We start from the raw sequence: 12,700 nt of genomic DNA on the forward strand, positions 1-12,700 counted from the left end.
GGGAAGGGGTGCCGGTCTGACCGGCGGGGGAAGAGGCGGCGGACTGCACGCAGCACCAGCCCGACGAAGGGCTTCGGCGTCGAACGACACCGTAGTTCGTTCTCGTCGTCAAGGGGTATCCGGCACGAGTACACGTCAAGTGTGGGTCGAGGGTTGGACCCGAGGGTTCACACCCCCGGCGGCGGTCCCGGAAACGGGCGTCCGAGCAGCCATCCGCCCGCCGTGTCGACGTGGATCTCCGTCGTCGGGAACCAGTGGACATCGACGTCGTCGCTGCCGATCAGCAGCTCGATCTCGGTGCACCCCGCGATGACGCCCTGCGCCCCGTCGGCGACGAGATCAGTGACGAGCTGGCGGGCGACGCGTCGGCTGTCCTCGGTCACGACGTCGTTGACCAGCTCGTCGTAGATGATGGCGTGGATGGCGGCCCGGCCGGGCTCGTCGGGGACCACGACGTCCAGCCCGTGCGCCGCCAGCCGCCCCCGGTAGAAGTCGCCCTCCATCGTGTAGGCGGTGCCGAGCAGCCCGACTCGCTCGACCCCGGCGTCACGGACCGCGGCGGCCGTGGCGTCGGCGATGTGGAGGACCGGCAGTCCGCTGATGCGCCGCACGTCGGCCTCCACCCGATGCATCGTGTTGGTGCAGATCATCACCGCCTGGGCCCCGCAGGCACGCAGCCCGCCCGCTGCCGCGCCCAGCAGCCGGCCGGCGCCGTCCCAGTCTCCGTCGGCCTGCAGGGCCTCGACAGCCGCGAAGTCGAACGAGCGGACGACCAGGTCGGCGGAGTGCACCCCGCCGAGCTCGTCGTGCACGAGACGGTTCAGGCGGCGGTAGGCCTCGAGGGTGGACGGCCACGCCATGCCACCGAGCAGGCCGAGACAGCGATTCGTGGTCATGTCCGCACCGTAGCGGGCCCCGCGGTTCGGCCGGCCTGCCTCCCGTTTGTCCGACCGACCCCGGGGTAGAAGGGGCCGAGGAGCACGTCCCGCACCCCGACAGGCGCCCGAACCCCGCATGCCAGAAGCAGAGATCGTCGAACAGGCAACCAACGCCGCCCTGAGCGTCGGCGTGCTCGTGGTCGCGGGGTTCCTCGCGTTGGGGGTGCACCTGCTGGCCGTCCGCGGGATCTTCCGGTTGGGGCGCTCGGACCGCTTCGCGCAGGAGGCGACCGCCCGCGCCAAGTGGCCGGCCCGGACCACCTCGATCCTGCTGGGCCTGCTCGGCGGCATGTTGTTCACCGAGCTCCCCGATGGGGTCACCGAGGGGTTGACCCACACCCTGCTGGTCCTTGCGATCATCGGGGGGACCGTCACGTTGATGCGCCTGGCCGTCGCCGTGGAGGTGTCCATCCTCTCGGGGCTGGACATGGATGCCGAGGACAACTCCTGGGCACGGGGCCGGACGACGCGGGCCATCCTCCTGCGCCGCATCTCCTCTGCCCTGATCATCATGGTCGGGGTCGGGTCGGTGCTGCTGACCTTCGAGACGGCCCGGACGGTGGGCACGTCCCTGCTGGCCTCGGCGGGAATCCTGGGCCTGGTCGTGGGTGTCGCCGCGCAGTCGACCCTCGCCAACATCGTGGCCGGCATCCAGATCGCCGTCGCCGAGCCGATCCGCATCGACGACGTCGTCGTGGTCGAGGGCCAGTGGGGCAACATCGAGCAGCTGTCGCTGACCTACGTGGTGGTCCGGACGTGGGACCGCAGGCGGGTCGTGCTGCCCACCTCCTACTTCGTCTCGACCCCGTTCGAGAACTGGTCGATGTACGGCCAGCAGATCATCGGCGACGTCGTGTGGCAGCTGGACCATCGGGTGCCGATGAACGCGATGCGCCAGGAGTTCCATCGGATGGTCGACGCCCACGACCTGTGGGACGGCGACGTGGCGGTGCTTCAGGTCATCGAGGTGACCGGGCCCACCGTGAAGGTCCGCGGGCTGGTCAGCGCCCACAACTCCCACAACGCCTGGGACCTGCGGTGCGCGCTGCGGGAGGGGATCCTCGTGTGGCTGGCCGAGCACCACCCCTACGCCCTGCCGACCACCCGGCTGCTGGAGGCCGCGGAGGACCCGTCCGCACGGCGGCCGACCTCGCCTCCTCCCCCGCCCATGCGGAGCCCCGGCCCCGACGACGTGCCCAACCCCGACCCCGCCCGCACGGGCGAGTGGCCGGTCGTCGACCGCTGACCCCCAGCGCGTGTCGAGCAATCGGCCGCCCGTCGCAGGAACCCGACAAGCGACCGGGGCCGGCCCACCCCTCGAACCCACGCGTGTCGGGCAATCGGCCGCCCGTCGCAGGAACCCGACAAGCGGCCGGGGGTATCCTGCGTCGGGACCGACCCCGTCGAGGAGGAGCATCGTCGTGCCGAGCGCGTCACCCGTCGGCCGGCGACCGGACACCGGCACCCGGGGCGACCGAACCCGCGCGGCCGTCGTCGCCGCCGCACGTGACCGCTTCGCCGCCGAGGGGTTCGAGCGGGCAACCGGCGCACGGATCGCCGCTGACGCCGGAGTGTCGGAGCCGTCGATCGCCTTCCACTTCGGCTCCAAGGCCGGGCTGCTCGTCGCGGTCATGCAGGACTACTACGACGACCTGCTCCAGCGGATGGACGCGGTCATCGACTCCGCCGACGCGCCGCTGGATCGCCTGCGGGCGTTCGCGCGGTGGTGGATGCCGCACACGGCGGCCCACCAGCCGCTGATGGCGGTGTTCGGACGCCAGGGGCGGCGCACGACCAGCGACGAGGTGGTGGAGGCGTTCCGGGCCTGCAACCGGCGGGTCACCCGCGTCATGGACCGGCTGATCGACGACCTGGTCCACACCGGCGTCCTGCGGCCGGAGGTGTCCACCCGGGTCGTGCGCGACGCGTTCTTCGGCACCACCGAGCACCTGCTCCTGGGCCACGCCGCAACCGGGCGACCCACCGACCTCGCGGCCGCCGCCGACGACGTGGTCGACCTGCTTATCAACGGGGCCGGTATCGCCCCGGATGCCGGCCGGTCCACGCGGCCGACCCACACGCCCGACGCTCCCGACCTGGCCACGATGGACGCCAAGCTCGACCGGGTGCTGGCCCGGCTGGACGAGCTGGGCACGTCCCAGGACCGTCCGCCGCGGTGACCGATCGCCCGGTCGTGGTCCTGGGGCTGATGGGCGCCGGCAAGACCACGGTCGCCCGGCTGATCGCCCAGCACCTCGGCCGTCCCCTGCGGGACTCCGACGCCGACATCGAGGCCGCGACCGGCCACACGGCCGCCACGCTCGCCGCGGGCCCGGACGGGCGACGTCGGCTGCACGATCTGGAGGCCGAGCACGTCCTGTCCGCCCTCGCCGAAGGGCCCGTCGTCGTCGCCGCGGCCGCCTCGGTCGTGGAGCGGCCCGTGGTCCGAACCGCCCTCGCCCCCGCGTGCGTGTTGTGGCTCGACGCGCCGCCGGAGGTGCTGGCGGCACGCATGACCTCCTCCACCCATCGGCCCGACTACGGCGAGCCCCTCGAGGTCGTCCAGGCGCTGGACCGGCGTCGACGCCCCCTCTTCACCGCGGTCGCCGACGTGGTGATCGACGCCAGCAAGCCGACCGAAACGGTGCAACGCAACGCCCTCGCCGCCGTCGATGTCACACCTCCCCCATACACTTGATCGGTTCTGCCAAACTTCGGTCATGCCGAAGTTCGTCAACCGTGAACAAGAGCTGCGAGCCCTCACCCGCGCGTGCAATCCGGGGATGGCCGTCGTCAGCGGACGTCGCCGTGTGGGCAAGACCGCGCTGCTGGACCACTTCTCCACCGAGCGGGCGTCGGTGTTCCTGCCCGGCACCCGTGCCCCCATCGGGGAGGCGCTGCGCCGCCTCGAGGAGCGCGTGCGCGCGGTCGTGCCCCCGCTGGCCGGTGACCTGCTGGACCTCGGCCACTTCGAGACGTGGGACACCGCCCTCGGCTACCTGATCGCGCGGTCCTCCGACGACCCGCTGCTGCTGGTCCTGGACGAGTTCCCGTACCTGTGCGAGGCCGACCCCTCGTTGCCGTCCACGCTGCAGGCACGGTGGGACCACCGTGGTGAGTCGCAGCTGTCGATCATCCTGGCCGGCAGCCACGTGGGGCTGATGGAGGAGCTGGTCTCCACCGACGCGCCGCTGTTCGGACGACCCGACATGCACCTGCGCCTGGGGCCCTTCTCCTGGCAGCACGCCCCGCTGCTGGTCGGTGGTGACGATCCGGACGTGTGGATGGAGGCCTACGTCACCCTCGGCGGGATGCCGCGGTACCTGGCGCTCTGGGACCCCCGCCACGACGCCGCGACCAACCTGGCGGAGCTGCTGGACGGGCCGGGCGCGCCGCTCGGCGACGAGGGCACCGTCGTGTTGCAGGAGCTGACCCCCGGCTCAGCGGCAGCGCGTGTGCTGGAGCTCGTGGCGCTCGACGCGTCCACCTTCACGACCATCCGGGATCGGGCGGGCCTGGCCCCGGCAACCACGAGCGAGGCGTTGACGAGCCTGGAACGCCTCGGCCTGCTGGACCGCATCACCCCGGCCGGTGAGGACCCCCGCCGCACCCGCAAGGTCCGCTACCGGGTGCGGGATCCGTTCCTGCGGCTGTGGCTCGGCGTGGTCCTCCCCCACCGCGACGCCTTCGAGCTCGGCCGTGGTGCTGCCGTCCTGCGACGCAAGGCTGACCGTATCGCCGCCTCACAGGCGGCGGCATGGCGCAGCGTCGCGGCGGACTGGATGGCCGAGCAGACCGGCGTGTCGTGCGGCGAGTGGTGGGGCGGTCCCGGCGAGGACGTCGTCGACGTCCTCGGAGTGGACGGCGCCCATCCCGTGGTCGCGGCGTCGTGCCACTGGGCGGCGGGGGTCGACGGTGGCGTGTGGCGGGACCGGTTGGTGCAGGCGATGTCGGCGACCCCCGACGAGGTCCATGTCATGGCCCGCTCGGGCACCGGGGTCCTGACCCCTGCCGCGCTGCACCGCTGAGCCGGTCGGCCACGCAGCCGTGCTGATCGAAAAAGCGCGACGACCGCACCGAGTGGGTCGGGCGGCCGTCGCAGGGTGACTGTATCGGGAGGGGCAGCGGCTCGCTGCCCCGCTCACGAGGTGACGGTCAGACCTTCACCGTCGGGAAGGTGGCGGTGGCGGGGTTGAACGTCAGACCGGCCGGGACCTCGCTGGCGTCGAACACCCACGCGGTCTGGGCCTCGTTGTAGGAGTCGACCTGCAACGTGATCTCGCGGGTCTCGAAGCCGTCGCCGTGCTCGGTCAGGTAGCCGAGGTCGGTGAAGGTCATGGTGGCGGACTCCGACGCACCGGTGCTGCTGGGCAGCCACATGAATCCCTCGACGTCACCGTCGTAGACGACGCTGCCATCGACGGTCAGGGTCATGACGAGTGCGGGGAACGTCACCGACCCGCCGGCGCCGGCGAGCAAGCGGTGGAGCTCGACCTCGATGCTGTCGAGGTTGCCGTCGAAGGTGCCGGTCCAGATGGCGGAGTTGGTCGGGCCCGCGACCGCGGTGCCGGACAGGATGTTGTCGTAGAACCCACAGCCGCCACCCGCCGTGAACGACGTGGTCGGGGCGGTGGTGTCCCAGGACGGCGTGTTGCCCTGGATCGCGTCGACGTTCTGCACCTTCACCGCGCTGGCGCAGTGGAAGAACGTCTGCTCCGTCCGCAGCGTCGGCAGGAAGTCCGGGTCTCCCGGCACAGGGGTGGCGCCGGCGGGCAGGGCAAGGGCGGCGATCGCGAAGAGCGCGATCAGGGTCGAAAGGCGTGCACGCATGGTGGCTCTGGTCCTCCTGGGGGTGGGGTAGTGCCCCGTGGGTTCGACATGCACGCCCCGAACTCCTCCCGACACCTGATTGTTGTTCATCACCACGTTCGGTCACCTCCGCGGAGGCACGGCTACGCTCGACCCCATGGGCTTTGTCACCAACGATCCGAAGAAGTCCGACGAGCAGCAACCGGGGGCGACCGGGCTGATCGTCGACCTCGGCCTGATGTCGTGCCCCGAGTGCCGGCGCGAGGTCCCGGAATGGCAGGACGACTGCCCCGACTGCGGGGTCCGGGCCGTGCCGCGGGCGTCGCTGGGGTCGCAGGTCCCTGACGTTCCCGCGCACCTGCTCGGCGACGACGACGATGACGACGATGACGACACGTCGAGCGACACCGACGGCTGACGCGGCACCGGACGAGCAAGCCCCCATCGAAGAAACCAACACCGCCGGGACGATCGCTCGTCCCGGCGGTGTCGGTGGGGGGGGTCGCTCGGCTCGGGGGCCGTTGACCATCACCTCGTCGTGGTGGTCGCGGGTCAACCTTGTCTTGGGTGGGGCATCACCTGACGGCCCCACGACCCCTCCAGTGACGAGAACCCTACCGACAGATGTCGGTATCTGTAAAGGGTCGGTTTCGGGACGGTGTCGATCCGCCGTCAGCAACGGCGGTCAGACGCCGCTTCGCGGTCAGACGCCGGCGTAGCTGTGCAGGCCGACCACGAACAGGTTGACGGCGTAGTAGGTGATCAACAGCGCGGTGAAGGCTGTCACGCCGACCCAGGCCGCTCGCCGGCCGCGCCAGCCGTAGGTCGACCGGGCGTGCAGGTAGGAGGCGTAGAGGACCCAGGTGACGAAGGAGCCGGTCTCCTTGGGGTCCCAGCCCCAGTAGCGGCCCCAGGCCTCCTCCGCCCAGATGGCGCCGCACATGATCCCGAACGTGATGAGCGGGAACGCGAACGCCGTGGTGCGGTAGGCGAGGTTGTCCAGCTTCGCGGCAGGTGGCAGGTACGGCACGGCGTACCAGACGCTGGAGCCGATCAACGCCGCAACGCTGGCGGCGAGCATCGCCGGGACGGGGGCGCGCCACACCACGAGCACGAAGAGGAGCACGCCGACGAAGGGGATCACGGGGAAGAGGACGGGGTTCAGCACGTCACGCTGCGCGGTCGCGGACGCGACCTGCACCTCCTCGGGGTCCACGTCGACGTCGGCGACGCGTCCCTCGATGTCGCCCTCGCCCCTGGGGGTCACCGTGGCCGAGCGGGCGGCACCGACGGTCGAGCCGGTGAAGCTGGACGTGCGGGCCAGCTTGGTCTCCGCGCGGTCCTTGACCAGGTACAGCGCGGTGGCCACGAACCCGACGATGAACACCGAGGAGGAGAACATCATGGCGCTGACGTGGATCTGCAGCCAGTAGGACTCCAGCGCCGGCACGAGCGGCCCGGCATCGGTGAACAGCAACAGCGACGTGGTCATCATCAGCAGGGAGCCGGCGATGACGAAGCCCACGAGGTGGCCGTAGCGGCGCTGCACGACGACCAGCGCGGTGGCGATCGACAGCAGGGCGATGCCCGAGCCGTACTCGTACATGTTCCCCCACGGCACGCGGCCGGCGGCAACGCCACGCATGACGAAGGAGGTCAGGTGCACGGCGAACCCGCCCAGGAGCACGGCAAGCCCGAAGTGCCCCACGCGACGTCCCGCCACCGTCGACGTCTGGACGCCGTCGGCGCTGACCCGCGTGAACGCCAACCGGAAGAAGTAGGCGATCATCGCGATCAGGTAGACGAAGAAGGCGACGTTGAACAACGAGTTGGACGTCTCGGCCAGCGCGAGGTCGGTCACGTGTGACTCCCTTGGGGGTCGATCTGCGGCGTCGAAGGGGGATTCGAGCGGGAAGGGGCGGGGATCCGGTCCGTCCCGAGGGTACCGGCGACCCTGTCGACGACGTCGTCGAAGGTCTCGGCGAACCGGTCGCGGCGGTGCAGCGCCACCCCCGCGACGACGATTCGGTCGTCCCGGACCTCGACCCACAGCCGACGGCGGTAGGCGTACAGCGACGGGATGAGGCCCATGAGGACCATCGAGGCCCCGGTGAGGATGAGCCAGCGGTAGGGCTGGTGGCTGATCTGCAGCCCGCTCCACATCGACAGGTCGGCGAACTCGACCTCGAACAGCCCGCCGGCCAGCGCGACGGGCGTCCCGGGCACGATCATCGCGCGATCGACCACGGCGCTCTCGGGCCAGTCGAGGCGGCTGATCGGGACGGTGCGGTCCAGGCCCAGGTCGTCGTCGAGGTAGAGGGTGACCAGCAGGCGTGGGTCGTTGGCCTCCGGTGAGTTGAACTGCACCGTGCCGTCCTCGGCGAACTCGGCATCGGGCAGGAACAGCACCTCCACCGCGATCTGCGGCAGGGGCGGGTCGGCGGCCGGGTTGCCGACGCTGACCTTGCCGCGACCGGTCCAGAACCCGCCGTCCTGTCGCAGGATCAGCTGGTCCTCGAACAGCTCGGCCCCGTTCAGGCCGCTCCGCAGCGCCACCGTGGGCGCGAAGCCGAACGCCCGCTGGTAGTAGGTGAGGCCGTCGAAGTGCACCGGGTGGTTGACCCGGATGTCCTCGGTCACGGTCCGTTCCCCATCGGCGGAGGTGAAGGTGACCGTCGAGACGAAGTCGTCGGGGGTGAACCCGTCGGGCAGGTAGGTCACCTCGAACGCGTCGAGCGTCGTGGTGTGGCCGTTGTGCCGGTCGGTGTCCCAGAGGGTCCCAGCGGTGAAGGTGTCGTACCCGACCGGGGTGTCGGCGAAGCGCGCCCCCTCCTCGAAGTCGATCTGACCGGTGAAGGTGAACGCCGCCCCCAGGGTCACGCCGATCAGCAGGACATAGAAGCTGGAATGGAAGACCAGGGAGCCGAACTCGCGCCAGTGACCCCGTTCGATGGCCAGCTGGGGGGCGTGCTGCTCCGAGGTGATGACCCTGGTCCGGTAGGTGCGGAAGGCGCGCCCAGCACGGTCGAGGACGTCGGACTCCGACATGCCCGGCGGCACGGACAGCTCGGCCCGATGGGTCAACCGGTCGAGGTTGCGACCCCGGACCGGTGGCTTGCGCACGTTGCGGGCGAACGCCGCCCAGCGCGGCACGAGGCAGCCGGTCAGGCTGACGAACAGCAGGACCGTCAGCACGCCGAACCACCACGAGCCGAACACGTCGTACAACGACAGGGCATCGAGGACGCCCGAGACGGCAGCCCCCGGTCCCTCCTCCCCCGTCCGCCACAGCCGGACGGTCGAGGCGATGACGGGTTCCTGCGGGATGAAGGTGGCGATCAGCGTCGCGACGGCCAGCGCGAACAGCAGGACGAGCGCCGTCGACATCCGTCTGAGGCGTCGCCAGAGACGCCCGGCGACCTCCCACGGGGTGGGCAGGAGGGGGAGTCGCGGGCCGGGAGGGCGGGGGGCGGCAGGCTGCTCGTCGTCGGCGGCCCGCGCCGGCACGGTATCGGTCATCAGCGCGTCGCCGTCCAGTATGACCCGTTCCCGAGGTGGCGCCGAACCGACCGACGGACAGTGCGCGCCTGTTGCAGTTCGCCTTGGAGGATCACGGGCAGCGATGCGGAGTCAACAGGTTGTCCACAGGTGTGGACGACCTTGTACGTCGGTCCCACGTCCGCTTGGGGGTGGGTCAGATGGGGGGTTCGAAGCCGCTGATGAACGGCCGCGTCCACTCGATGAACCGGTCCCACAGTCCCGTGGCGATGGCCAGCCCGACAAGGGCCAGCATGACGCCGCCGCCGATCTGCAGCCGTCCGGCGTTGCGCCGCAGGAAGCCCAGTACCCGGCCCAGGCGGTTGAAGAGCAGGCCGAACAGGATGAAGGGGAGTCCCAGCCCGACCGCGTACACGAACGCCAGGACACCGCCGCGGACCGACGATCCACCGCCGGAGGTCACGGAGAGCGTCAGGATGGCGGCCAGGGCGGGCCCGATGCACGGCGTCCAGCCCACGCCGAACACGAACCCGAGCGGCAGCGCCCCGAGGACACCCTTGTCGATGGCGTTGTCGGTGATGCGTGCCTCGCGGCGCAGGAAGTCGAACGGCAGCAGGCCGGTGAACGCGATGCCGAGCAGCATCACCATCAGCCCCAGGCCGATCTGCCACGGCCTCGTCGCAAGCGTGCGCGACAGCGACCCCGCGGTGAGGCCGAGCAGCGTGAAGGGGATGGCGAAGCCCAGCACGAACAGGAGGCCACCGCTGAGCACCCGCGCCCGCGCCGCCGCTCCACCGCCGCCTTCGCGGATGTCTGCCCCGGACAGGCCGGTCATGTAGGCCAGGTAGCCGGGGACGAGCGGCACCACGCACGGCGAGGCGAAGGACACGATGCCGGCGATGAGCGCCACACCGGCCGCGACGAGCAGGTTCGCGTCGGTGATCGCCGACTGTGCCTGCTGGGCGATGTCACCGGCCTGGGCGAACACCAGCTGCGCTGGCATGGGGATCATCCGGTCTCCGAGGAGAGCTGGTCGAGGAAGGGGACGAGGTCAGCCATGGTCACCGCTCCGAACAACCGGATGGCCACACGGTGTTCCCGATCGAGCAGGATCGTCGACGGCAGGGCCTCGGGGGCGATGCCCCCGAAGGCCCCAGCGATGATGGAGCCCTCGTCGAACCAGGACGGGTACGTCACGCCCTGGTCGCGTTCGAAGGACCTGGCGTTGACGATCGAGTCCTGCACGTTGACCCCGACGATGTGCAGGTCATCGCGGGTGGAGTCGAGCTCGACCAGCTCGGGGATCTCCCTCGCGCACGGTCCGCACCAGGACGCCCAGAAGTTGACCAGCGTCGGTGTGCCGACGAGGGCGTCGAGGCAGAGCTCCTCGTCCGCGGTCGTGGTCCCGCACACGTCCGGTGCAGGCTCGCGGTCCGCGGGGTCGATCAGCTCGAGGGAGCCGATGAACGTGCTGCCGGCACCGGCCTCGTTCTCGGAGATGCCCAGCGTGCAGGCGGAGCCGAAAACGGCGAACGCCAGCAGCAGCGCTGCCGACGTTCGCGTGAACGCGTGACGGATCACGCCGAAACGGTCGCCTTCTCCTCGACCTCGACGGACTCCTCGGCCTCGGCCATCTGCTCGCGGGTCGTGCGGCTCTCGTCACGGGCCAGCAGGACCATGTGGAGGCCGAAGAGCAGCGCGGTTCCGCCCAGCATGAGGTAGCTGGGGAAGGCGGGGGCGCCGGCGTCGAAGAACGCGAAGAGGGTGATGTCCTCACCGCGGGCGTCTGAGCCCTCGGGCGCGATGGCCCCGACCTCTTCACAGCCAGCGGGCAGGTTGCCGTCGTTGTCCATCTGGCAGGTGTCGGCGTACGTCACCGCGATGATCGGACGATCGTTGTCCGACGTCGCGTACTGGACCTCGACGGGCTCCTCCAAGCCGGTCAGCAGGGAGGTGTAGGGCTCCGACAGGCCGGCGAAGACGTTGCCGATCTCGGAGATGCCGTCCTCGAGGAGGTCCTCCTCGATCGTGGGCTCGTCCTGGAAGCCGTCGGGGTACCCGGCGATGACGCTGTACGGCGAACCCTCCTCGGTCACGGCCAGCGCGTCCTGGGCCAGCGGGACCCAGATCGGCAGGTACTCGTCGAGTTCCTGTCCGGGCAGGTTCTGCGGGCCGGTGAACGCGGGGGTGCCCGGGGCGCCGAAGGTCCAGAACAGGGCGAAGAGAAAGATCGAGCCCCAGAGGGTGACCGACATCACCAGGTACCCAAGGCGCGTGCCCAGGTTGGACCGCAGCAGCATGAAGATCGGGCCGACGAACAGCAGGATGCCCAGGGGCACCGCGAGCTTGGCCCAGGGGCTGTCGGCCGGGATGCCGCCCTCGGTGGCGAGGACGATCAGGGAGGTGAGAGTGCTCATCGGGGCCTAGACCTCGGTGGAGTCGGAGTCGGAGTCGGCCTCGGCGTCTGCCTCGGCCTCGTCGCCTGCGGGCTGCTCGACGGGTTCGCCGACGCCGGGGGTCTGGTACTGCAGGGCGTCGTCGGGGAGCGTGCTCGGCTGCGCCTCGTGCAGGTAGTCGATGATGCGCGACAGCGCGTCGTCGTCGAACCGGGAGTCGGGGTACATGTAGGCCTCCTGCCACGGCGGCATGATGTTGCCGGGCTGGATGGAGATGCCGTTCTGCAGGATCCCGAGGATGGTCTCGTCGCTGTGCCGATCGGTCACGCCGATCAGGGACGGGCCGACGATGCCCTGCAGCTCGGTGCCGTGGCAGCGCGCGCAGTTCTGCTGGTAGAGGTCCTCGCCGGAGACCGCCTCGCCGGTCTCGGCGTTGACCGCCGGGCTGGCTTCGGTGGCGTCGCCCTCCTGGTTGACCAGCAGCCAGTCGGTGATGGCCTCGATCTGGAAGTCCGTCATCGGGCCGCCGTAGTTGGTGCCCCACGTCGGCATCGGGGTCCCCGGACGGCCGCGGTGCAGCGTCGTCTCGATGTGGTCCCGGATGTCGGTGACGACGCGGCTGTCCTCGTACCGGCTGACGATGTTCAGCAGGTTCGGGGCCGGCCAGGCGTCGGAGCCGTAGGGCGACAGGGCCGCACCACCACGGGCGTCGGCGCCGTGGCACTCGGTGCAGTTGGCCGCGTACAGCGCCTCACCCGAGGAGTAGTCGCGGGCGAACAGGCCCTCCTGCTTGTCCTGCGCGCGGATGGGCTCCCGCAGCCAGTACGCCGGCAGGAAGATGGCGAAGAAGAGCGTCAGCACGACGCCCCACGTCATCAACCGCTCGAGGTGATTGCCCTCGAGCTCGTCGTCGGCGTACATCGGCCGCATGGCCGGCGGAATGGCGCTGGACAGCTTGCGCCGGGCGTTGCCCGATGCCAGCAGCAGCACGAGGGTGATCCCGGCGCCGATGGCCAGGATCACGATTGCGATCGAAACAGTGCTCACGCGTGGTTACCT

Annotated in this window: 13 protein-coding genes; 5 read left to right on the forward strand and 8 right to left on the reverse strand. The window is 70.5% G+C overall.

What is annotated here, in order from left to right:
- Nucleotides 1–167: 167 nt before the first annotated feature.
- A complete protein-coding gene (locus tag DVS28_RS22625) occupies nucleotides 168–896 on the reverse strand; it encodes an aspartate/glutamate racemase family protein (protein ID WP_114593474.1) in 729 nt (242 codons plus the stop codon).
- Between the two features lie 118 nt (nucleotides 897–1,014).
- Here DVS28_RS22625 and DVS28_RS22630 point away from each other — a divergent pair, with 118 nt between their 5' ends.
- The 4 genes from DVS28_RS22630 (at nucleotide 1,015) to DVS28_RS22645 (ending at nucleotide 4,966) form a co-directional block, all read left to right on the forward strand.
- Nucleotides 1,015–2,184, forward strand: a complete 1,170-nt coding sequence (locus tag DVS28_RS22630; RefSeq protein ID WP_114593475.1) for a mechanosensitive ion channel family protein — start codon at nucleotides 1,015–1,017, stop codon at nucleotides 2,182–2,184.
- Between the two features lie 175 nt (nucleotides 2,185–2,359).
- On the forward strand, nucleotides 2,360–3,118 hold the full coding sequence (locus DVS28_RS22635; RefSeq protein ID WP_164710911.1) for a TetR/AcrR family transcriptional regulator: 759 nt from the start codon (nucleotides 2,360–2,362) through the stop codon (nucleotides 3,116–3,118).
- The gene (locus tag DVS28_RS22640; RefSeq protein WP_114593477.1) at nucleotides 3,115–3,636 is read left to right on the forward strand and encodes a shikimate kinase; all 522 of its coding nucleotides are present in this window, start codon (nucleotides 3,115–3,117) and stop codon (nucleotides 3,634–3,636) included. Before DVS28_RS22635 ends, DVS28_RS22640 begins: the two co-directional genes overlap by 4 nt.
- 22 nt (nucleotides 3,637–3,658) lie before the next feature.
- Nucleotides 3,659–4,966, forward strand: coding sequence for an AAA family ATPase (locus tag DVS28_RS22645; protein WP_164710912.1), 1,308 nt, complete (start codon nucleotides 3,659–3,661; stop codon nucleotides 4,964–4,966).
- A 127-nt stretch (nucleotides 4,967–5,093) separates the two neighbouring features.
- Here DVS28_RS22645 and DVS28_RS22650 read toward each other — a convergent pair whose 3' ends face one another.
- Nucleotides 5,094–5,768 (reverse strand): hypothetical protein, encoded by a 675-nt coding sequence (locus DVS28_RS22650; protein ID WP_114593479.1) that lies wholly within the window; start codon nucleotides 5,766–5,768, stop codon nucleotides 5,094–5,096.
- A gap of 136 nt (nucleotides 5,769–5,904) precedes the next feature.
- On the opposite strand from DVS28_RS22650, the gene DVS28_RS22655 reads away from it, so the two are divergent.
- A complete protein-coding gene (locus DVS28_RS22655) occupies nucleotides 5,905–6,165 on the forward strand; it encodes a hypothetical protein (RefSeq protein WP_114593480.1) in 261 nt (86 codons plus the stop codon).
- Between the two features lie 285 nt (nucleotides 6,166–6,450).
- Here the strand turns inward: DVS28_RS22655 and ccsB are convergent, their stop codons facing one another.
- From ccsB to DVS28_RS22685, 6 genes are all read right to left on the reverse strand, one after another.
- Nucleotides 6,451–7,608 (reverse strand): c-type cytochrome biogenesis protein CcsB, encoded by a 1,158-nt coding sequence (gene ccsB, locus DVS28_RS22660; protein WP_114593481.1) that lies wholly within the window; start codon nucleotides 7,606–7,608, stop codon nucleotides 6,451–6,453.
- Nucleotides 7,605–9,266 carry a cytochrome c biogenesis protein ResB gene (gene resB, locus DVS28_RS22665; RefSeq protein ID WP_114593482.1) on the reverse strand — a complete coding sequence of 554 codons (1,662 nt, stop codon included), beginning with the start codon at nucleotides 9,264–9,266 and terminating at the stop codon, nucleotides 7,605–7,607. Before resB ends, ccsB begins: the two co-directional genes overlap by 4 nt.
- A 175-nt stretch (nucleotides 9,267–9,441) precedes the next feature.
- Entirely contained in the window at nucleotides 9,442–10,257 is an 816-nt protein-coding gene (locus DVS28_RS22670) for a cytochrome c biogenesis CcdA family protein (protein WP_216826234.1), read from the reverse strand.
- Nucleotides 10,254–10,826 (reverse strand): TlpA family protein disulfide reductase, encoded by a 573-nt coding sequence (locus tag DVS28_RS22675; RefSeq protein WP_114593483.1) that lies wholly within the window; start codon nucleotides 10,824–10,826, stop codon nucleotides 10,254–10,256. Before DVS28_RS22675 ends, DVS28_RS22670 begins: the two co-directional genes overlap by 4 nt.
- On the reverse strand, nucleotides 10,823–11,662 hold the full coding sequence (locus DVS28_RS22680) for a hypothetical protein (protein ID WP_114593484.1): 840 nt from the start codon (nucleotides 11,660–11,662) through the stop codon (nucleotides 10,823–10,825). The genes DVS28_RS22675 and DVS28_RS22680 overlap by 4 nt, the downstream gene beginning before the upstream one ends.
- Nucleotides 11,663–11,668: 6 nt before the next feature.
- A complete protein-coding gene (locus DVS28_RS22685) occupies nucleotides 11,669–12,688 on the reverse strand; it encodes a c-type cytochrome (RefSeq protein ID WP_164710913.1) in 1,020 nt (339 codons plus the stop codon).
- Between the last annotated feature and the right edge of the window lie 12 nt (nucleotides 12,689–12,700).

This window comes from Euzebya pacifica (assembly GCF_003344865.1).
Taxonomy (GTDB): Bacteria; Actinomycetota; Nitriliruptoria; order Euzebyales; family Euzebyaceae; genus Euzebya; species Euzebya pacifica.